This is a genomic window from Sphingobium sp. KKT206 (assembly GCF_055640555.1).
In genome coordinates this window covers 142510-161681 of record NZ_JBVMWC010000003.1, presented here as the reverse complement: position 1 = coordinate 161681, position 19172 = coordinate 142510, and the positions used below count along the sequence as shown (strand labels likewise).

The following is a 19172-nucleotide window of genomic DNA, read 5'->3' as shown; positions in this document are numbered from 1 at the left end:
GCAGGCTGACAGACCGGATCTTCGCCCCCTCAAACACGGGAACTCACCATGTCCGATACGCTTGCCCCCTCTCGCGTCCCCGTTGCCGCCGATTCCGATCTCATTGATCAGCTCGACCGGCTAACCGTGGCACTGACCGAGACCGAATATCACGCCGCGACGATCCTCGCCTTCGATCCCGACGCTCACGTCTCCGCCGGGCACCTCGATCATGGCCAAGGCGAGCCACGTGACCGTCACCTCGCCGGCGACGCGATGAGCCTGCGGGCCTGGCGGATCCTTGCCCGGGCCTGTGCTCCCGCATCCGACCGATTGGACGACACAGCGCGGCTCGCGCTGTTCCTCGCCGAGCGATCCACGCCGATTGACGCGGTGCGTGAACCGGGGATCCGCGACCGCGTGCGCATCCGGGTACGTCCGCGCGTTGGCGGGGACCGATTTGCGGGCCGCGAGGGCGTGATCGTGAAGACGCATTTCGCGGGCTTTTATGTGAAGCTCGACATGACGCCCCGCGAACGCAGTCAGAAGACCGAACTGGTCGAAGCGGCCTATCTCGAAGTTCTGGCTCCGGCCTCTGCCATTTGAACCGCTCCAACCGATATGGAGGCGTACATGCCTAAAACCTTCGCCAAAAACGTACACGATGCGGAGCCGGTTTTATCAGGGAATCGGCAAGGCGGCCCAGGAGCTGGCCGACCTCTACGTCTACGACACCGACCTGGAAAACCGCGCAGCCTTCAAGGAGCTGCTGTGGGATGCGGTGATGCATTCGCTCGTCGAGCACCACGGGTTCAAGCCGGAAGACCTGTAATGGCCAAGATCGACCCTCTCGACCTTTTGGCATTCATTGCGTCCGGCTCCTCCATGACTACCGAGCAGATCGCCCGGAGATGGCCCGAATGGGCCAAGCGCAGCGACGCCGCCTACAAGCGCTATGATCGTGAGAGCGCGGCTTACCGCACGAAGTGGGGCTACCAGGCGCGAGGCACGAATGATCCTAAGGTCGACAGCCTGGCTGGCGCCCAGCGTTACTGGGTCCACCTCCCGCTGATCAGGGCATGCCTCGAGCAAAATCAACCCGATATCCTGTCGTGAGGAGGTATCAGTGCGACGCACTCATCAACCCAATATCCCCGACAACCGAGAGTTCTACGCTGCGATCGAGCGCAATATCGCGCAAAGCGGCCAGCATCTCTTCCTGATCTTCGCCGATGGGGAAACGCCGGCGTTCGCCTACACCATCGGCAACGCGCTGCGGGGACCGCCGGAGCTGCTTCTCATTGGCAATTTCCCCCCGCGCGTTGCCGGCGGCATCGTGAACGAGCTCGGCCAGCGCATGCGCGAGGCAGGCAGGCCGCTCGAAGGGGACATCGACGTGGGCGGCCGCTTCCCGGTTCGCGTGCGCCGAGCCTCCGCAGGGGCCCGGCAGGCCTATACGCTCCAGGCAGGACGTTACTTCCGCCACGAGGAATACGACGTGCTGCAGATCCTGCTCTGCGATCCGGGCGGCACCTATCCCGGCGAGCCGGGCTGCGAGCCCGGATACGACGTGCCGCTTGCCTGATCGCGGCGGCGGCCCCCCACATTCCAAGACCGGAGACAGATGATGTCCGAGCCGACCCACTTCGTCCACGTCTATGCGACCGTCAGGGTCAAGATGGCCGTTTCCGCCGACGATCATCACGAAGCGATGCTCGCAGCAGATGCCGCACTCTTCGCCAGGGGCTTCGGTGTGCGGCTTATCCCGACCGCAGAAGGCGCGCTCGATGCGGACTATGCCGGGGAAGTGACCGGCTATCTCGTCGATGAAGCGGGTGACCCGGAATTCATGCGGAGCGCTAACTACGGACCGGACTACGAGCCTGACTGGGGCCTGCGCGGCCGCGGCGACAACGCTGCGCCGATTGCCAGCTCGTAGCACCAGCAGGCAAAGGGAAGGGGGAGCGATTGGGTGGTGGCCAGACAGGCCAAGCCCCAGGAGATCCCACCATGGCAACAGTCGTACAGATCGACCCCTCCGCCGACCAATGGTCCGTGCCGATCGGCAGGCACAGCCGTGGCTCGCTCATGCTGAACCTCGAACGCCTGCTCGCCGGGCGGCTGCTCATCCAGGGCAGCAGCGGCGCGGGCAAGAGCAGAACCCTGCGCAAGATTATCGAGGAGGCCTTCGATTTCACGACAATCGTGCTCGTCGATCCCGAAGGCGAATTCGGCAATCTCGCCGCCCACATCGGCGCAACCTCCCTAAAGGGCTGCGAGCTGACCTCCGATGGCCTGACGGCAGCCGCGGCCCGCGCCAGGCAGCACCGCCTGTCGCTTCACGTCGACCTCACCGATCTCGATCCCGACCAGCGGATCATCAAGGCGGCGGCGCTCTTCGCCGGACTGATCGGCGCGCCGCGCGAGTACTGGGCGCATACCGTCCTGGTCTGCATCGACGAGGGCCATCTGCTCGCGCCACATCATGCCGGATCGGCCCGCGATGCCGAGACCCGGCGCCTTGGCGTTGCCACGCTGACCGACCTCTGTGCCCGCGGCCGCAAGCGCGGCATCGCCCCGGTCATCGCCACGCAGCGCCTCGCCAAGCTCTCATCCTCGGTGATCTCGGAGCTGCAGAACTTCCTCGTTGGCCTCAACGTGTTCGATCGCGACATCGCGCGCGCGGCCGATCTCCTCGGTTTCTCGGCGAAGGAGGCCGATGCCCTGCGAAAGCTCGCGCCCGGTGAGTTCTTCGCGATGGGCCCAGCGATGTCGCCGCTGCCTGTCCTCGCCCATATGGAAGAGACGATCACCGAGCATCTCGGCGCGACGCCAAGGCTCACCGCGGCCGCTGCGGTCGACAGTGAAGAAGCGGAGAAGCTGCTCGACCTGTCGGCTCTCCGCGAGGTCTCGAACGGCTCGCGCGATGCGGCTCTGACGCTCAAGGGCACCCGGGCGCTCGATGCCTTCCTCCTCGATCCTTCCGCGCCGCACGCGGCCTCGATCATCGGCGCGCTCAAGAGCATCGCGCCGAACGCCACGACCGCCAACGATCTTGCGGGCCATATCGGTGCCCCGCGCGAAGCCGTCGACAACGCCCTCGACATGCTCGCCGCCATCTCCGCGGTGGACACGATGCCTCGAGGCGAGGATCGCATCGCCCGGCTTCATGCCCGCCTCCGCGCCAAGATCAGCGACATCCCCGTGGTGGCGCTGGCATGAAACCGCTCGATCTGGATGCCGACATCGTCGAGCTGGTACCCGCGCCAAGGCTGGTATTGCCTGCCACGCCGCTGCGCGAGATGGCCTATCGGGCCGATGCATGGACACCGCAGGAGAGCGAACGGCTGCGCGCGCTCTTCCTCGAGGACACCGCGATCGCCGACATCGCGCTGGCAATCGGCCGGGGCAGGGCAGCGGTCGCCGAACGTATTGCGCTGCTCGGGCTCCGCCGCAATTCCACGCGGACATGGACCGAACTCGATGATGCGGAACTGTCGCGGCGCTACGGCGGCGAACCCACGGCGGCCATAGCTTCCGACCTCGGTCGATCCTGCTCGGCGGTCTATGCCCGCGCCAGGATCCTCGACCTAACCGAGGGTAATCCGGCGGAATGGACGCCCTGGGAGGACGCCCAGCTCGTCGAAGGCTATCGCCGCGGCGTGCCGTTGGCGCAGATCGCCACCCTTATCGGCCGGCCGTTCGGCGGCCTATCCAGCCGGGCCGGAGCTCTCGGCATCGTGCATGCGAACCATCCGCCGGACTGGTCGGAGGCGGAAACGGCGAGGGCTCTCGACCTGGCCGAAGCGGGTCATCGCTACACGGCGATCGTCGGGATGCTCGGCCAGGAAGGCTTTCCCCAACGCACGGTCCGCGGCTTCGGCCTCGCCATCCGCAAGCTGGGCTATGGCCGCGGCTGGGGCAGGGCCTGGACGCCGGAAGAAGACGCCCTGCTGCGCAAGGCCTACATCGACGGTACGAGTCTCACCCCGCTGCGCCGCCAGCTTGGCCGCACCGCTGGATCGCTGCGCCACCGCGCCGAATATCTGGGCCTGCGCGGGCTTCATGCCAACCGCAATGGCTGGCGGCTTGGTCCGGACTGGACCGAGGCCGACGAGGCGCGCCTTCGTGCGGACTATGGCCGTGTCCCGACCAAGGTCCTGGCGGCAAGCCTGGGACGGACCAAAGCTGCGCTCACCTCGCGCGCGAATAGCCTCGGCCTTGTCCACGGCTACATTCGGCCTTTCAGCGACGATGAAACGCGCGCGCTCGACGTCGCCTTCAACACCGGTGTGTCGCTCGCCGATCTCGCGGTGGCGCTCAACCGCAAGGCCATGTCGCTCAGCAAATACGCGACCAACCATGGCTATCAGTTCGGCCGCCGGCCGCGCCGCGCCGTGACGCTCGAAGCGCTCTTGGCCACGAACTGACCCGGGCTCGGGCGCCGAGCCATTCGCCCGAGCCCTTCCACGCCCGCCAATCAGAACGTCGCGATGCCGCGCGAAGCGGCCCCGTGACCGGGGATCTCTCATGCCGCCGCAGGATCGACACATCAGGAACGTCCTGAAACTCTTCGATGCGCATTGCTATCGTCACGACCGCTACACGCTCTTCTCCGACTGCATGGAGCTCATAGCGATCAGCATCTCGAACAGCGTCGACAGCCGATCCCGGGAAACGCGCGAGGCGCGCTATCTCGAGATCGTGGGACGATATGAGCAGCACACCATCGAGATGTTCCCTCGCGTCTTCGGAGAGATCACAATGGCACTGGAGGAAGCGCCAGGGGACGTCCTCGGGAGCATCTTCACCGCGCTCGAGATCCACAACAAGAACCGTGGGCAATTCTTCACGCCCTATCCGGTTTGCCAGATGATGGCACAGGTCACGCTTGGCGATGCCAAGGACGCCCTGGCGCTGATCGACGACAAGGGTTTCGTCAGCGCGATGGAACCCGCCTGCGGTGCCGGCGCCATGGTCATTGCTCTCGCCGAAGCGATGCGCGCCGCCGGGATCAACTATCAGCGCCATCTCCACGTGACGGCGATCGATATCGACCAACGCGCCGTACACATGGGCTATATCCAGTTCTCGCTGCTCCACATTCCGGCCCACGTGATCGTTGGTAACTCTCTCAGCAACGAGGTCCGCGAACACTGGTTCACGCCGGCCCACATCCTCGGCGGCTGGGGCGCCAGGCTTGCCAGCCAGGAACGCTTGGTCGAACAACCCCCGCGATTTTTTACTGAAACGACACCGGAACGCACAACCCACGATAAGCAAGCCCAAGAGCCAAGGACCAGAACGGTCGGCGAGCAGTTGACCCTATTCTGAATTGCAATCCCGCCAGCGCGCCTCGGCTCTGGACATCACACTCTGAGGCGGGCTCTGGATCACCAATATACCCGGAACCTCCGGTCAGAGCGATCATAGGGCTGTTCGAAAATCGCTGCCCGCACCTTCTCCGCGATCTCTTTGAGCGTGGCGAACATCCGATTGATTTCGGACAGATCGCTGAGCTGTTCCGGCCCATATCTCACCATGAGATAATCGCGCTGATCGCTCAATCGGACCAGATGCTCCGCGGTACGGCGCCGGAGAGACAATCCCTTCTCGACAGCCAACCGCGTCCGTTCGGCGAGATCATGCTGCAATCCCCGGACCTGCTTTCGATCGACCGAATGAAAGAGCAGAAACGCATTGAGGTAAGTCTCGATCGACTGAATGGCGCACAGCCTAGCCGGGGTGGACGAGACACTCCGGCCTTTCTCGATCTGCGGCAGCAGCCTGTGCGCGGCATCCCAGTAGGCGTCGGCCAAGGTCATGACCGTACCAACCGACGCCTCCGTGCCGGGATAGGACGGGGTGCGAGTCTCGATCAGCCCCGGAGGTGTTGTCGAGCGCCGCGTCGAAATATCTTGATCCGATGGTCCCTTTTCCAAACCGGCCGTCTCCCCAGAGGAAGTCCTATTAGGCGGGCTGCCCTTCGGTGGATTTCGGACTTCCGCGACGAACCGGCGCAGATTTCGTCGCCTTTGCCGATGCGGCAGCGCTGGACCCCTTGGGCTTGCGGCCAAGTCCGATGCTCTTGGCGAGCGTGCGACGCTGCTCGGCGTAATTGGGCGCGACCATCGGATAGTCGGCCGGAAGATTCCACTTCGAACGATAGTCCGCCGGCGTCATCTGATAGTGCGTCATGAGATGACGCTTGAGCATCTTGAGCTTTTTGCCGTCTTCCAGGCAGACGATGTAGTCAGGTTTCACCGAGGCACGCACGGATACCGCCGGCTCCTGCTTTGTCTCGGGCGCCGTTTCACTTTTGCCGAGATTGCTCAACGCTCCGTGAACATTCTGGATCAGGGACGGCAAATCCGCCACCGCCACGCTGTTGTTCGTCACATGCGCCGCGACGATATCAGCGGTCAGGGTAATCAGCGTGCTATCGTTTTCCGATACGTCGCTCATGATGATCTTGCCTTCTCTGGTTGAAGAACCCGGAAGACTATTCGCTACCGGGAACATGGCGCCCTGTGAAGTTCCCAAAGGCTCACAGGAGCACCTATTCACCCGCGCCAAACAGGGACGTACGATATCTGATCGCGTCCAAACCCGAACATTCCGTAAATCCCTTCATGTCGATTCATGTCCAAAGAAGAGGGGAATGGGCCGGGGAGACCGGTCGGAGGCCAAGCGCCTTCGACCCCTTCCACCCGGGAGCCAGGACATGGAGACCTCACGAAGCCAGCGATGGCGGGAACGCCGCGCCTTATGGGCGACGGACTCTCTCATCATCAATCCGAAGGCCTATTCGGTCGACATCATCGATCACGCCGTAGCGCGTACGTTCATCGCCGAGCATCATTATCTGCCGAGCTATCCGGCAGCCCAGGTCGCAGTCGGCCTCTTTGGACTCCGCGCGGTCCTGGCAGGCGTGGCCGTCTTCGCGGTTCCCGCGACCGACGCCGTCATCACCCGGCACACGGGCTTCACCGATCCGGCAAAGGGATGCGTTCTCGCACGCCTGATTCTTCTCGACCGGGTCCCGCAGAACGGGGAAAGCTTCTTTTGCGCACGGGCCTTCCGACTGCTTCGCCAGGCGCGGCCAGCGATCGAAGCCGTCGTTTCCTACAGCGACCCCGAATTCGGGCATACCGGCCGGGTTTACGCCGCTCTTTCCGGGGCGCACCGGGGCACCACGCGCCCGCGTACAGTCCTTCGCGCCGCAGGCCAGACGATCTCCGATCGGACGCTTTCGAAGATCCGGCTCCGCGAACGCGGGATGGATGGCGCCATCGACCAGATCGTCCGCCTCGGTCTACCGGCGCCCGGCCTGCGCGAGAGCCCAGCCGCATGGCTCGCCCGCCTTCAGGCCGAGCAGCTCCTGACCCGCCACCGCCAATCCGGACTCTTCACCTACTGCTTCGAGCTCACCCGCAACGCGCGCCGACAGGGCCGCGCACTCCCGCGGTTGCCCTATCCTAAACTATTGCCGGGGCCGTGATCGCTCTCAGGCCTTGACGCCTTCGACATAGGTGATCGCCTCACCGACCGTCTGGTTCTTCTCCGCGTCGGCATCGGGGATCGCGATTCCGAATTTCTTCCTCGATCGCCATGACCAGCTCGACGACATCCAGGCTGTCTGCCCCGAGATCATCAATGAAATGGGCGTTGGGCATTACTTTCTCGCGGTCGGCGCCAAACTGATGCGCCACGAAATCGCTGACCCGATGGCTACGTCACCCCAAGCGACCCTCCCGCGGAGCGGGCTCGTGCTCTGCGCGCAACCTGTTCCACAAGGTCTACATGCAGAACCTGACAGTTCAGGCGGGCAATAGCGGCCTGATCGTCGGCACTCCGAGCGAACCCCGGCTGATCGGGGTGACTCTGAGGCTGCACAATTAAACCAACCCGTCTCTAAAACGCTCGAATTTCGAGACGCATGCGGCCTACATGAGCTATCCGCTCCCCAGGTTAGGCCGTTACCGCTGGCTGTATTTCAGGTCGATTGCGCCCATCGCCAACGCGGAGGGAGAACCTCCCTCGCGCGCTATCTCCTCGTCAACGCAACGCTGCCTCGGGCTTCGAGTGTCTTTCGGCCGCACAGGCACGGTATAGACCTCGCCGTAGCCCGGCACGATGACCGTGCGCGCAACCGCGCGAGGATCGTCTGTCGGCGCGGGCTGAACAAGAACAGTGCCGCGGCCTGGCAGATATAACATGCGCGGTTGCGGGGCTGCCGGCTTCTGGTCAGAGGACTGCGCGGCTATCGGCGCAGTCGCGCCGATCGTGAGCGCGGCTGTCGCCGCCAAAGCCAATAATTCTATGCGGGCCACAGTGAGGCAAATTGGCCGGGGTGCGGTTTTCATCAAGTTAACGCCCCAATTGCTAGAGGAGTGGCCTGCCCTCTGCGAGGGAGTCCAGAGCAGTACGATCATGGATTAGGATGCGTCGTCCGATACTTGTGAGCAGGCCGGCCCTGGCCCAGGCGGAGAGCATTCGGCTCGCAGTGTGAAGGGTCGTTCCCGAGAACTCCGCCAGGTCCTTACGACGTAGCGGGAACGCTACCTCGTCGCCACCATCGTTACGGATCAGGCGCAGGAGCGCACGGGCGAGACGCTGATCGGCGCGCTGGGTGGCCAACTCGCGGACCCGATCCTGAAGTTCGATAAGCCGCGTCCCGATCACTCGAATGACGTTCAGCGACACCTGCGGATATATGCCGATCAGCACTACTATATCCGCCTCGCTCCAACTGAGGACGACCGACGCCTCCGCTGTGATCGCGTCCGCCGGAAGAAGGTGGTCAGTGAAGAGAGGCACTGTTCCGAACATTTCGCCGGAGCCGATAAAGCGAATGATCGCCTGCCCGCCATCACTGCCGGTCTGGATGATTCTCACGCTGCCCTTCGCCACCGCATAGGCCCGCTCGGCACGGGCTCCTTGCTCGAAAATCCTCGCATGTTTTGGCAATCGTTCGATGCGTGCGCAGGCATGGGCATGCACCAGCGCTTCGTGAGGCAGATCGCGAAATAGCTCCACCGCGCCGATAATCTTCAGGTGTGAAGCAAGGCCTCGGGTCTGAACGATGATTTGCCTCCTGCCTTCTCTCGTTCGGGTCGATCTAGTCGAAATAACAGAGCCGAGTTTGCGCCAGCGCAAACCGGCTCGCACCGACAGCCTCTACAAGCAAACTGTTATCATGAAGAGGATCGTCGTGACCAAAGCATTGTCTCCCCAAACCATGACGTTGGTCAAAGCGACGGCGCCAGCCCTTCAACAGCATGGCGTGGACATCACCACGCGCATGTATCAGCGGCTATTTGTCGATCCCGAGATCAAGGCGCTGTTCGACATGGCCGCGCAGGAGTCGGGCGCGCAACCCAAGCGCCTTGCGGCGGCGATCCTGGCGTTCGCCCAGAATGTGGACAAGCTCGACGTCCTGAAACCGGCGATCGAGCGGATCGCCGGGCGGCACGTCGATACCCATATCAAACCAGAGCATTATCCTGCGGTCGCCAATGCCTTGCTGCCGGCCATTCGCGACATCCTGGGCGAGGCCGCGACGGACGAAATCCTGGCGGCATGGGGCGAAGCCTATTGGTTCCTCGCCGACATTCTGATCGCGCGCGAGGCCGAGCTTTATGACGAGGCCCAGGCCGCATGACGGGGCCGGCGCCCTACAGCTCGTCGCCGGTGTTCGATCAGGACACATTGCCGGCGGCGCTGCGCGCGCGCCATGACACCAAGGCGGGGGTGTGGGGACTGATCCGCGTCCTCGAAGGTGAACTGAAGCTCACCTATCTCGAGCCGGCGTCGGAAGTCATCCTGAAGCCCGGTCATCCCGGTCTGATCGAACCGCAGCAGCCGCATTTCGTGACCCCGCTGGGTCCGATGCGGATGCAGGTCGAATTTTACCATGAGCCGCCCCCGAAGAGCTGATGATCGCGGACGATTTCACTCTTGCGCGCGTGATCCATGTCGTCGCCGTCCTGTTCTGGATCGGCGGCGTCGCCTTCGTGACGCTGGTGCTGATGCCGGCCGTGCGTGCCGGCAATCCGCCCGCTGAGAGGCTGGCGGCATTTCACCGGATCGAAGGCCGCTTCGCGCCGCAGGCTCGGCTGTGGGTTCTCCTTGCCGGCGCTAGCGGCTTCTGGATGACCTGGCGGGCGGACCTGTGGGAGCGTTTCGCCGATCCCCGCCTCTGGTGGATGCAAGCGATGGTGGCGATCTGGCTGGTGTTCGTCGCCATGCTGTTCGTCATCGAGCCGCTTTATCTGCACCGCCGCATGGCCGCTTCCCCCGATCCGGCGGCCGACTTCGCACGCATGGAGCGTATGCACCGTCTGCTGCTGGCGGCATCGGTCATCGCGCTGATCGGCGCCGTCGGCGGCAGTCACGGGCTTTTCTAAAGGAAGAGGGACGGGGAACGATGTCGACGACGAAACGGCTGTGGATCGGCCTGGCTGCCGTCATCTTCGCAGGATTCGCGGTGATGCTGTGGCTCGGGTCGGACCTTATGCGTACCGCGCCGCCGATCCCCGAACGGGTCGTGACCGCTTCCGGGCGCACCGTCTTCACACGCGACGATATCGAGACCGGCCAACAGGTTTGGCAGTCGATGGGCGGCCAGCAGCTCGGCAGCGTGTGGGGTCACGGCGCATTGATCGCGCCCGACTGGTCCGCCGACTGGCTGCACCGGGAGGCGCTGGCCCAGCTCGACGCCGTTGCCCGCACGAAGGGCGCGGCCAGCTTCGACATGCTGTCGCTGGCAGATAAGGCGGCTTTGCAGGCCGAGCTACGTCCCGGCTTCCGTGCCAACACCTATGACGCTGCGACCGGCACGCTGACGATCAGCGACGCGCGCGCTGCAGCGATCGCCGGCGTGGCAAGGCATTATGACAGCCTGTTCTCCGCTGACCCGGCAACGCGCGATTTGCGCGTCGCCTACGCCATGAAGGAGAACACACTTCCCGATCCGGCGCGGCGCAGGGAACTCGCGGCCTTCTTCTTCTGGACAGCCTGGGCGACCGTGACCGATCGGCCCGGCGATATGGTGAGCTTTACCAACAACTGGCCCTCCGAACCGCTGGTCGGCAACGTGCCCACGTCCGGCACCTTCATGTGGTCGCTTTTCAGCATCCTCTTCATGCTCGCCGGCATCGGCCTTCTCGCGTGGCACTATGCGGTCTGGCACGGCAAGGAACCGCCGCTCACCCCGCCCGCGGCCGATCCGCTCAAGGGGATCGTTCTGACACCCTCGATGCGTGCCAGCGCCAAATATTTCTGGATCGTCATCGCGCTCCTGCTCGCGCAGATCGGCCTGGGGGCGGCGACCGCGCATTATCAGGTCGAGGGCCAGCATTTCTACGGCATCAACCTCGCCGACTGGCTACCCTACAGCCTGACTCGAAGCTGGCACACCCAGCTCGCGGTGCTGTGGATCGCGACGGCCTGGCTCGGCACCGGCCTCTATATCGCGCCCGCCATCTCCGGCCATGAGCCGCCGTGGCAGCGCGCCGGTGTCAACTTCCTGTTCGTCAGCCTGATCGTCATCGTCGTCGGCGCGTTCGCCGGACAATGGCTGGCGGTGATGCAGAAGATGGGCCTCACCGAAAACTTCTGGTTCGGGCATCAAGGCTGGGAATATGTCGATCTTGGCCGGTTCTGGCAGATATACCTCTTCATCGGCCTGCTGCTGTGGCTCTTCCTCGTGGGTCGCGCGCTCTGGCCCGCGATCCGGCGCCGGGATGAGATGTCCTCGATCGTCGGCCTGCTGTTCCTCTCCACGGTGGCGATCGGTCTCTTCTATGGCGCGGGGCTCATGTATGGCGCGCGCAGCCACCTGTCCGAGGTTGAGTATTGGCGTTGGTGGGTGGTCCATCTCTGGGTCGAGGGCTTCTTCGAGATTTTCGCGGTCGCCGTCATCAGCTTCCTGTTCGTAAAGCTGGGGCTGGTGCGCGGCCGCACGGCCACGGTCAATGTGCTGTTCGCGACGATCGTCTTCCTGTCGGGCGGCGTGCTTGGCATGTTCCACCATCTCTATTTCGTCGGCACGTCGATGGCGGGCGTGGCGCTCGGCGCCAGTTTCTCCGCGCTTGAGGTGGTCCCGCTCGCGTTAATCGGCCTCGAGGCGATGGACACCTGGTCGCACAGTCGCGCGACGCCGTGGATGGCGCGCTACAAATGGCCGATCATGTTTTTCCTCGCGGTGAGCTTCTGGAATCTGGTCGGCGCCGGCCTGTTCGGCTTCCTCATCAACACGCCGATCGCGCTCTATTACGTCCAGGGACTCAACCTGACCCCGCTGCACGGCCATACCGCGCTCTTCGGCGTCTATGGGATGCTCGGCATCGGCCTGATGCTCTTCTGCCTGCGCGGCCTGCGCGATCATATCCATTGGAACGAAGGCTGGCTACGCGCGAGCTTCTGGTGCTTCAACATCGGGCTTGCCCTGATGGCCCTGCTCACGCTGCTGCCGATGGGCGTGCTGCAACTTCAGGCGGCGCTCGATCATGGCTACGCCTATGCGCGGTCGGCCGCGTTTATGGATCGGCCGCTGATCCATTTCCTCGTGTGGATGCGCACCCCCGGCGATGTGGTATTTGCCGCTGGCGCGCTGCTGCTGACGGCGTTTGTCGCGCTGCAATGGCTTCGGCCCATACCGGAAGTACCCGCCTCTACTGCAAAGGCGAACGAACAGAGCGTTTGACTAACACCTACGTGCCGATTTGTGGATATCAGTCAGCCCGTAAAATGACTGCTGTGGTGTAGAGGGAATGCAATTCCCATCCTAAGGATGCATAGAGACCGCGACCCTCTGCAGTGGCGACCAACACCTCCCGCGTCGCACCATGATGCGCGCGATGGATTCAAGTTTCTTCATGACGGTTCGCGCGAGGCCGCGCCGTCTATGAGCGGCGTTGGTTTCGATCCGATCGTATATGGCAAACTCACCGACGCGAACGACACGTCCGATTGCGACCAGCGCGCCGCTCGGAGTAAGCGCCCGCACGATTACAATGGGGCGAGGTTCAGCCGCATCGAGCAGATAGCCGTCAGGAGGCGCGGAATCGCCGGGCATGATGCGCCGATATTTCATCATGAAGCCCGGTGGCTGTATTACCCAGTGTTCTGGTAAGGCGACGCGCATTGCTGTCGCCGAGACACAAGCTTTCAAAAAAACCCACGGCTCCTCGATCGTGGTGGCCAATTCGTGCAGGGCCGGCGAGATATCGGTAAAGACATAGCGCGTCCGTTGTTGCGGCCATCCCACATCGACTCTGAAACCACCGTGATCTTCGACCGGAGGCGGCGTTTCGCGGGCAATGGTCCATCCTTCGATCCAAGTCGCCACAACTCTTGAATCGGCAACCAACTCATGTTCGTTAGCCATGCCTCATCCTATCAAAACCTGATGCCGGTTGGACGAGCAGATCAGTTTACGGGCGAGGGCGAAAATCGTTGATATATCGCTTGGTCTCGGAAACGCTGATTTTCGAGACAACGCAGCCTGAAAGGCTCAAAAGCGGCAATGAGCATCTCCTCGATTTCGACTTCCGGTTGATGGGCACAGGCGAGTTAGCCAGACAAGTCGTGGTTAGAGGTTCGGACTGCAATAATAGAGTTGTCCAAAGAGCCGGGTCCTCTCTACCGGTCTATCCTAGCCCTTGAACGACCGCTTCTGCGACAATCGAGACGTCAAGCGCCCCAGGTTGACGCAACGCTATCGAGCCGCTTAGCTCATTCTACGTTCAGCCATCTATGCTCATCTCGGCGGACTTGTTCAAACCGACACACAAACTACGCACTCGGCGCTTCGCACAAAGTTCTATAGGACAGCGAAGGCCGGTCATCCATCGATTCCGGCATCATTTGATACATGCATTATCTTAGGGCAGCCCGACGTAAAATTGCCGTCCCGAAACGAGCCATCGCCCGTGTCCGTCCATCCAATGATCGAGATGGCCAGCACCGCAGAGGCCGACGACCACCGCGACCTGACAACGGCGCAAACGGCCGAGTTCGGGGGTCATCTCGACCTCTACGATCGCACATCTTGCCTGCAGGACAGCGACTAAAGCGGGCGGCGACTACGGCAGAGAGGTGAGGGGAAGGGAGCCGGGCGCGCAGAATGGCTGCGCGAGACCGGAGCGACTCCCATGCTGGCCAGCGATCGCCCCGCGCCGTCCGCGCGGCCCCGTGACATCGACTATATCCGCGTCGCCGAGCCGGCTCCCGTCGTGCTTGCCTATGGCATCGGCGTCGACAGCACGGCGCTCCTCGTCGAGCTCGAAAGCCGCGGCACGCCGCCTGATCTCGTGATCACCGGTGACCCGGGCATCGAGAAGCCGGAGACCTATGTCTATCAGGAGATGATGGCGGCGTGGATGGCCGCGCGCGGCATCCGCTACGAGACCGTCCGCTACACGCCAAAGCGCTTCAAGCACTGGCCGCCCTATTACGACCTGCTGGCCAATGTCCTCACCAATGCCACACTCCCCAGCATCAGCCTCGGGCGCCACAGCTGCAGTCTTAAGTGGAAAGTGGCTCCGCAGGACGCTTTCCTGAAGCAATGGGAGCCGGCAAAGGCCGCCTGGGCCAGAGGCCAGAAGGTCATACGCCTCATCGGGTATGATGCCTCGCCCGCCGACACGCGCCGCTATAACCATGCGTCCGCCATCGCGAACGATCTGTTCGAATGCCGCTACCCCTTGCGCGAATGGGGCTGGAACCGCGCCGCCTGCATCGCGCGCATAGAGGCCGCAGGTCTGCCGGTGCCACCAAAATCGAGCTGTTTCATCTGCGGGGCGATGAAGCCCGACGAGGTCCGAGCGCTGCCTTCCTGGTGCCTCAGGCTCATCGTCCTTGTCGAAGCGCGCGCAGCTCCACGCCTGCGCACGGTCGAAGGCCTCTGGCGCCGTTCGACTGCGACCCGCCCGGGCCGAATGACCGACTTCATCCGCGCCGAAGAACTGCTCCCTGCGGCCGACATCGACGCGATCATCCGCGATGCGCCGGCCGATCTCATCCGCTTCCAGGACGTGGCAGGGCACGTCCCGCTCCCCGAACGACCGACAATGGCGGAGTGGCTCGACATGTTCAACGCCGGCCTGTTGGAGGCAGCATGACAGTCCCCGTCACCGAACGCATCACCCAGCTCAACGATCGCTGCCGGCACGGCCTCGACCCCAACGCGCGGATCATGGTCACGCGCAACTGTCTCGCCCGGCTTTCAGGCGACGGCGAGGGGATCGCTGAGGTACTCGCCCAGGCCGCGTTGCTTGCGGCCGTGCGCCGTTACGCGTTCCAGCCGGGTGATGGCCCCGAACGCGACTTCGGCGCCTTCGACCTGCAGGGGCAGCGAGTCCTCTTCAAGATCGATTATTACGACATGGCGCTCGAGTGCGGCTCCGAAGACCCGGCAGATGCCTCGATCACTCGGCGCGTCCTCACCGTCATGCTCGCCGACGATTACTGACCGCGTCCGCGGGCAAATCCAACCTTTCGAAATCGACTGCGCGCTCTTCCAGCCCTCCGGGCCGCGCGAGGGGAGGGGGAAGGCGAGCGTGAGGCTCGCAGAACCGAAGGCACGCGACCCCGGCCGACCCGGCCTTCCCATTCCACGAGGAGATCCGTCTTGAGCACTCCAGAACCGAGCTGCGCCACGCTGCCGCTCTCGCGCATCGTCAAGGGCGACAATCCGCGTCGCTATTTGTCGCGTAGCCCTTAATTGTGAGATGAGAAATCCAACGAAATCAACGGCCTTGCTTTGCCCTTAAATATGATATTTTGCCTTTAAATCCGATATTTTTGCCCTTAAACCTGAGACAGGGTTCGCAGCTTCGTGTGGCAAATATTGATGGATGATGATCGCGAAGACTTCGTTGCCGCTGGTGCTGAGGAGGCGCGCAGGGCGGCCGTTCTGCGTCCGCTTGTTCAGGCATATCTCAAAGGAACTGGCAGTCTGGAAAGTGGCATCAATGACGCCGTTTGGGAGCTTGGTGTCAGCAGGGCGACTGTCTGGCGCTGGATAAAGCGTCTGGCCGAAGAGGGTGGGCGCACCAGCGCGCTGGCTTCTCGGAAACGGGGCCGCCCGACTGGTACAACCTTGATATCCGGCAAGGTGGAAGCGGTGATCGAAGAACATCTTCGCCGTTATTTCTTACGGCGGGAACGCCCAAGCCTGTCGCGCATCGTGACAGAAATCCGAAGCGCGTGCTGGCAGCAGGGCTTGCAACCGCCGACACGTCGGACGGTTCAGCGCAGGCTGGATGCAATGGATGCCCGTGAAATTGCCAAGGCACGCGAAGGCGCAAAGGCGGCCCGCCAGAAATTTGCGCCGGTCGTAGGCGACAACAAGGCAAACCGGCCACTGGAGGTCGTGCAAATCGACCATACGCCTGCGGACATCATTCTCGTCGACAGTTTTGAACGCAAACCAATTGGGCGGCCTTGGGTCACGCTGGCGATCGACGTCGCAACGCGGATGGTGACCGGATATTACACCTCTCTCGAGGCACCTTCGCGTCTGTCGGTGGCGCTTTGCCTGACACAGGCTGTGGCCCCCAAGGCGGAACTTCTGGCGGAATTGGTGCGCAATGTTCCTTGGCCCGCGCAGGGTAAACCGCATAGCATCCACGTCGATAACGGGCGCGATTTCCGGTCGCATGCCTTTCGGTCGGCATGTGCAGAATGGGGGATCGATCTGGTCTATCGGCCGCCAGGCAGTCCTCATTTCGGAGGGCACATCGAACGATTGATCGGCACGATGATGGGGGCCGTGCACCTGTTGCCTGGAACAACGCAATCCTCGGTCGTGGCCAAGGGCGACTATGACGCCGAGGGCATGGCCACGATGACCTTAAGCGACTTCGATCGCTGGTTTGCTCTGGAAATCTGCCGCTACAACAACAGCATTCATTCAAGTCTTGGCTGCACGCCCGTTGCCAAATGGGAGGCGCTCTCAGAGCAAATGATGGGCGATATCCCCTTCGAGATTGAAGCCTTTCGGGTGAGCTTTCTGCCAAGTGAACTGCGCAAGGTCAGGCGTGACGGCATCCATCTGTTCCAGATACGGTACTGGTCCGATGCGCTTGCAGGCCACATCGGGCGCGGGGATGGAAAGGTGGTCGTCCGCTACGACCCTCGCGACCTCTCGGTGATCTGGGTCGAACTGGATAATGACCGATACGTCGAAGCTCGGTACCGAAACCTGGAAATTCCGCCTGTGTCGCTCTGGGAATATCGCGAAGCCATGAGGAATGCCCGTGCCCTTGGCAAGTCCGGGTCCAATGAGCTGGTCCTGGCTGAGCTGATCCGACAGCAACGCCAAATCGAGTCTGAAAGCCGGAGCCTGACGAGGGCCGAACGCCGATCCCGTGAAAGAAAAGGGACATTGGAGGGCGCCAACTCGGCCGTCTCAACAACCGAAGGGCTGCGCGCGATCGATACGGGTGATACATCGCGCCCATTGTTCAAGGTGGAGAGATGGTGAATTGAGGGCAGGAAAAACAGAGGAAGACGGTCGGATCACCCTCATTCAATCGGATATCTGGATTGGCTTTCCGCGGGCCGAACAAGTTCTGGACCGTTTGCAGTGTATGATCGAAGCGCCAAGGCAAACCCGTATGCCTGGCCTTCTTGTGCATGGCGCGTCCGGGATCGGAAAGACGATGATCGCCCGCAATCTTTCGCGCAGATATGCACCGGAATATGACCCAGCATCGGGAATTACGCGAACGCCGCTGTTACTGTTACAAGCACCACCAGCTCCCGACGAACGACGGTTCTATCTGCACATCCTGGCGACCGTCGGGGCACCGGCCACGGCACTGAGCGCGCGCGCTCAAAATGTGGCCTCCCTCGAAGTCCGTGTCGTCGCGCTCTTGCGCGACCTTGGCCTGCGGATGATCATGATCGACGAAGTCCACAACCTCTTGGCCGGGACCCACCGCGAACAGCGCCGCTTTCTCAATGTTCTGCGGTATCTCAGCAATGAACTCGAAGTGTCGCTGGTCTGCCTGGGGGTCAGCGAGGCCGTCGATGCCATCCGTGGTGATATCCAGCTTGCCAGGCGGCTGGACGAACATCACCTTCCAAACTGGCGCGACGACGCCGAGTTCTCGGACATGATCCAGACACTCATCGCGGCAATGCCCCTCGAGAAGAAATCCAATCTGAAGGTCAAGTCACTAAAGCAGATACTTGCGCTGACCGGCGGGGTGACCTCGCGCATCTTCGCCCTGATCAAGGATCTTTCCATCGACGCCATTGTCACAGGTGATGAATGCATCACCGATGACGCAATCGCAAAATGGACGCCGGTTTGGTCGCGCCATGCGAACCCCCATCGGCGGCTCGAGAAGTCCGGGGTGTGAAGCCGCACCCGCTGCCCAAGACTGTCGCGCCGCTGCCCGACGAGTTGTTGTCAGGTTGGTTGTCTAGGCTGGCGGCGGCCAACTACTGTGATGATGCGGAACTACTGGCTCATCTCAGAATCGATACCGCGCATGGCACCGCCTTGAACTTCAACGTCGACGCGGCTGCGGCGGCGAAGATTGCCAACGCCGCACGGATTGACCCAGATGTTGTGCGATCTTTGACCTTCCCAGCAATGACGACACGAGAAGCCTCGCTGACGGCCCAGATACCATTCCAGCATTGCCTGCAATGTTCCAGAGAGGGCCTTTCGCTCAAGCATTGGAGGCGAGCCTGGGCATTCGACTGCCAGGTTTGTGGGACGAGACTTGTGCCGACGCTCGGCAAGGCCAGTGGCGAACAGATGCCCGAAAAGCTGATAAATCGTGCGCGCAACGGCGCCGCGCGGCTTGAATACGCCGCGCGATTACGCAGCTCCAAGCAATTTCGGCGCGCAATGCGCGCGGTCACCTTTGCCATATCATTAAAGGCCTTCCGCGGAGATCCGTTATACGCTCTTCAGGGCCACAGGCTGGAAGTAAGGCTGTTTGGCCTTGCTGCAATTGATGCAGCCCAATCCCGTCCACTGGTCAAAGCGGCCATCTCAAGCTCCGGCATCGACGACTATGCAAGGGTTGCTCTATTGCGCGCCTTCGATAAGGAGCCACGTCTGCTTGCCGCGGTTGTTTACATCGCCCGGCAGCGCGCGAAAAGCATAGGCGCGATGGCAGTGGAATCTCATAATTAAGGGCAAAAAATATCCCCGAACGCGTCGT

At 62.6% G+C, this 19172-nt stretch carries 23 protein-coding genes and 1 pseudogene; 19 read left to right on the top strand and 5 right to left on the bottom strand.

Going from position 1 to position 19172, the window contains the following annotated elements; genetic code table 11:
- Positions 1–48 precede the first annotated feature (48 nt).
- From ACZ2HM_RS23895 to ACZ2HM_RS23860, 8 genes are all read left to right on the top strand, one after another.
- Positions 49–585 (top strand): hypothetical protein, encoded by a 537-nt coding sequence (locus tag ACZ2HM_RS23895; protein ID WP_017183269.1) that lies wholly within the window; start codon positions 49–51, stop codon positions 583–585.
- Between the two features lie 58 nt (positions 586–643).
- Complete coding sequence (locus ACZ2HM_RS23890; RefSeq protein WP_017183268.1) at positions 644–811, top strand: hypothetical protein; 168 nt, start codon at positions 644–646, stop codon at positions 809–811.
- Positions 811–1095, top strand: a complete 285-nt coding sequence (locus ACZ2HM_RS23885) for a hypothetical protein (protein WP_017183267.1) — start codon at positions 811–813, stop codon at positions 1093–1095. The genes ACZ2HM_RS23890 and ACZ2HM_RS23885 overlap by 1 nt, the downstream gene beginning before the upstream one ends.
- A 10-nt stretch (positions 1096–1105) precedes the next feature.
- Entirely contained in the window at positions 1106–1564 is a 459-nt protein-coding gene (locus ACZ2HM_RS23880; RefSeq protein WP_017183266.1) for a DUF4262 domain-containing protein, read from the top strand.
- Positions 1565–1603: 39 nt separating this feature from the next.
- Positions 1604–1918 (top strand): hypothetical protein, encoded by a 315-nt coding sequence (locus tag ACZ2HM_RS23875; protein ID WP_017183265.1) that lies wholly within the window; start codon positions 1604–1606, stop codon positions 1916–1918.
- Between the two features lie 71 nt (positions 1919–1989).
- Positions 1990–3201 carry a helicase HerA domain-containing protein gene (locus ACZ2HM_RS23870; protein ID WP_017183264.1) on the top strand — a complete coding sequence of 404 codons (1212 nt, stop codon included), beginning with the start codon at positions 1990–1992 and terminating at the stop codon, positions 3199–3201.
- Positions 3198–4409 (top strand): hypothetical protein, encoded by a 1212-nt coding sequence (locus tag ACZ2HM_RS23865; RefSeq protein WP_017183263.1) that lies wholly within the window; start codon positions 3198–3200, stop codon positions 4407–4409. Before ACZ2HM_RS23870 ends, ACZ2HM_RS23865 begins: the two co-directional genes overlap by 4 nt.
- Before the next feature lie 100 nt (positions 4410–4509).
- Positions 4510–5313 carry an N-6 DNA methylase gene (locus tag ACZ2HM_RS23860; protein ID WP_011950478.1) on the top strand — a complete coding sequence of 268 codons (804 nt, stop codon included), beginning with the start codon at positions 4510–4512 and terminating at the stop codon, positions 5311–5313.
- A gap of 59 nt (positions 5314–5372) precedes the next feature.
- Here ACZ2HM_RS23860 and ACZ2HM_RS23855 read toward each other — a convergent pair whose 3' ends face one another.
- Positions 5373–5921: a hypothetical protein gene (locus ACZ2HM_RS23855; protein ID WP_011950477.1), complete on the bottom strand. Its 549-nt coding sequence runs from the start codon at positions 5919–5921 to the stop codon at positions 5373–5375.
- A gap of 28 nt (positions 5922–5949) precedes the next feature.
- Entirely contained in the window at positions 5950–6444 is a 495-nt protein-coding gene (locus ACZ2HM_RS23850) for a Ros/MucR family transcriptional regulator (RefSeq protein WP_017183261.1), read from the bottom strand.
- Positions 6445–6703: 259 nt separating this feature from the next.
- Between ACZ2HM_RS23850 and ACZ2HM_RS23845 the strand changes: the two genes are divergently transcribed.
- Positions 6704–7480: a Mom family adenine methylcarbamoylation protein gene (locus ACZ2HM_RS23845; protein ID WP_011950475.1), complete on the top strand. Its 777-nt coding sequence runs from the start codon at positions 6704–6706 to the stop codon at positions 7478–7480.
- Between the two features lie 6 nt (positions 7481–7486).
- On the opposite strand, the pseudogene acpP reads toward ACZ2HM_RS23845, so the two are convergent.
- A pseudogene (acpP, locus tag ACZ2HM_RS23840) lies at positions 7487–7691 on the bottom strand (acyl carrier protein).
- 673 nt (positions 7692–8364) lie between these two features.
- Positions 8365–9018 carry a Crp/Fnr family transcriptional regulator gene (locus ACZ2HM_RS23835; RefSeq protein WP_129927364.1) on the bottom strand — a complete coding sequence of 218 codons (654 nt, stop codon included), beginning with the start codon at positions 9016–9018 and terminating at the stop codon, positions 8365–8367.
- 160 nt (positions 9019–9178) lie between these two features.
- On the opposite strand from ACZ2HM_RS23835, the gene ACZ2HM_RS23830 reads away from it, so the two are divergent.
- The 4 genes from ACZ2HM_RS23830 to ACZ2HM_RS23815 are packed head-to-tail and all read left to right on the top strand — an operon-like array spanning position 9179 to position 12688.
- Positions 9179–9643: a globin domain-containing protein gene (locus tag ACZ2HM_RS23830; RefSeq protein ID WP_171010603.1), complete on the top strand. Its 465-nt coding sequence runs from the start codon at positions 9179–9181 to the stop codon at positions 9641–9643.
- Positions 9640–9918: a TehB family protein gene (locus ACZ2HM_RS23825; protein WP_011950472.1), complete on the top strand. Its 279-nt coding sequence runs from the start codon at positions 9640–9642 to the stop codon at positions 9916–9918. The genes ACZ2HM_RS23830 and ACZ2HM_RS23825 overlap by 4 nt, the downstream gene beginning before the upstream one ends.
- The gene (locus ACZ2HM_RS23820) at positions 9918–10388 is read left to right on the top strand and encodes a membrane protein (RefSeq protein WP_011950471.1); all 471 of its coding nucleotides are present in this window, start codon (positions 9918–9920) and stop codon (positions 10386–10388) included. The genes ACZ2HM_RS23825 and ACZ2HM_RS23820 overlap by 1 nt, the downstream gene beginning before the upstream one ends.
- Positions 10389–10408: 20 nt before the next feature.
- On the top strand, positions 10409–12688 hold the full coding sequence (locus ACZ2HM_RS23815; protein ID WP_011950470.1) for a nitric-oxide reductase large subunit: 2280 nt from the start codon (positions 10409–10411) through the stop codon (positions 12686–12688).
- Between the two features lie 81 nt (positions 12689–12769).
- On the opposite strand, the gene ACZ2HM_RS23810 is transcribed toward ACZ2HM_RS23815, so the two are convergent.
- Positions 12770–13372: a GNAT family N-acetyltransferase gene (locus tag ACZ2HM_RS23810; protein WP_011950469.1), complete on the bottom strand. Its 603-nt coding sequence runs from the start codon at positions 13370–13372 to the stop codon at positions 12770–12772.
- Positions 13373–13916: 544 nt separating this feature from the next.
- Between ACZ2HM_RS23810 and ACZ2HM_RS23805 the strand changes: the two genes are divergently transcribed.
- From ACZ2HM_RS23805 to ACZ2HM_RS23780, 6 genes are all read left to right on the top strand, one after another.
- Positions 13917–14057, top strand: a complete 141-nt coding sequence (locus ACZ2HM_RS23805) for a hypothetical protein (protein ID WP_174703678.1) — start codon at positions 13917–13919, stop codon at positions 14055–14057.
- A gap of 81 nt (positions 14058–14138) precedes the next feature.
- Positions 14139–15107 (top strand): hypothetical protein, encoded by a 969-nt coding sequence (locus ACZ2HM_RS23800; RefSeq protein WP_011950468.1) that lies wholly within the window; start codon positions 14139–14141, stop codon positions 15105–15107.
- The gene (locus ACZ2HM_RS23795; RefSeq protein ID WP_017183254.1) at positions 15104–15457 is read left to right on the top strand and encodes a DUF3768 domain-containing protein; all 354 of its coding nucleotides are present in this window, start codon (positions 15104–15106) and stop codon (positions 15455–15457) included. The genes ACZ2HM_RS23800 and ACZ2HM_RS23795 overlap by 4 nt, the downstream gene beginning before the upstream one ends.
- A 381-nt stretch (positions 15458–15838) precedes the next feature.
- Complete coding sequence (locus ACZ2HM_RS23790; protein WP_024099411.1) at positions 15839–17473, top strand: Mu transposase C-terminal domain-containing protein; 1635 nt, start codon at positions 15839–15841, stop codon at positions 17471–17473.
- Position 17474: 1 nt separating this feature from the next.
- The gene (locus ACZ2HM_RS23785; protein WP_024099410.1) at positions 17475–18356 is read left to right on the top strand and encodes a TniB family NTP-binding protein; all 882 of its coding nucleotides are present in this window, start codon (positions 17475–17477) and stop codon (positions 18354–18356) included.
- Entirely contained in the window at positions 18353–19144 is a 792-nt protein-coding gene (locus tag ACZ2HM_RS23780) for a TniQ family protein (protein WP_008335465.1), read from the top strand. Before ACZ2HM_RS23785 ends, ACZ2HM_RS23780 begins: the two co-directional genes overlap by 4 nt.
- The last annotated feature ends 28 nt before the right edge of the window (positions 19145–19172 follow it).

Coding starts and splice junctions, on each gene's coding strand:
- ACZ2HM_RS23895 (WP_017183269.1), top strand. CDS start 49: ATGTCCGATACGCTTGCCCCCTCTCGCGTCCCCGTTGCCGCCGATTCC.
- ACZ2HM_RS23875 (WP_017183265.1), top strand. CDS start 1,604: ATGATGTCCGAGCCGACCCACTTCGTCCACGTCTATGCGACCGTCAGG.
- ACZ2HM_RS23860 (WP_011950478.1), top strand. CDS start 4,510: ATGCCGCCGCAGGATCGACACATCAGGAACGTCCTGAAACTCTTCGAT.
- ACZ2HM_RS23820 (WP_011950471.1), top strand. CDS start 9,918: ATGATCGCGGACGATTTCACTCTTGCGCGCGTGATCCATGTCGTCGCC.
- ACZ2HM_RS23810 (WP_011950469.1), bottom strand. CDS start 13,372: ATGGCTAACGAACATGAGTTGGTTGCCGATTCAAGAGTTGTGGCGACT.
- ACZ2HM_RS23790 (WP_024099411.1), top strand. CDS start 15,839: ATGGATGATGATCGCGAAGACTTCGTTGCCGCTGGTGCTGAGGAGGCG.
- ACZ2HM_RS23865 (WP_017183263.1), top strand. CDS start 3,198: ATGAAACCGCTCGATCTGGATGCCGACATCGTCGAGCTGGTACCCGCG.
- ACZ2HM_RS23890 (WP_017183268.1), top strand. CDS start 644: ATGCGGAGCCGGTTTTATCAGGGAATCGGCAAGGCGGCCCAGGAGCTG.
- ACZ2HM_RS23825 (WP_011950472.1), top strand. CDS start 9,640: ATGACGGGGCCGGCGCCCTACAGCTCGTCGCCGGTGTTCGATCAGGAC.
- ACZ2HM_RS23885 (WP_017183267.1), top strand. CDS start 811: ATGGCCAAGATCGACCCTCTCGACCTTTTGGCATTCATTGCGTCCGGC.
- ACZ2HM_RS23850 (WP_017183261.1), bottom strand. CDS start 6,444: ATGAGCGACGTATCGGAAAACGATAGCACGCTGATTACCCTGACCGCT.
- ACZ2HM_RS23845 (WP_011950475.1), top strand. CDS start 6,704: ATGGAGACCTCACGAAGCCAGCGATGGCGGGAACGCCGCGCCTTATGG.
- ACZ2HM_RS23870 (WP_017183264.1), top strand. CDS start 1,990: ATGGCAACAGTCGTACAGATCGACCCCTCCGCCGACCAATGGTCCGTG.
- ACZ2HM_RS23800 (WP_011950468.1), top strand. CDS start 14,139: ATGCTGGCCAGCGATCGCCCCGCGCCGTCCGCGCGGCCCCGTGACATC.
- ACZ2HM_RS23795 (WP_017183254.1), top strand. CDS start 15,104: ATGACAGTCCCCGTCACCGAACGCATCACCCAGCTCAACGATCGCTGC.
- ACZ2HM_RS23815 (WP_011950470.1), top strand. CDS start 10,409: ATGTCGACGACGAAACGGCTGTGGATCGGCCTGGCTGCCGTCATCTTC.
- ACZ2HM_RS23830 (WP_171010603.1), top strand. CDS start 9,179: ATGAAGAGGATCGTCGTGACCAAAGCATTGTCTCCCCAAACCATGACG.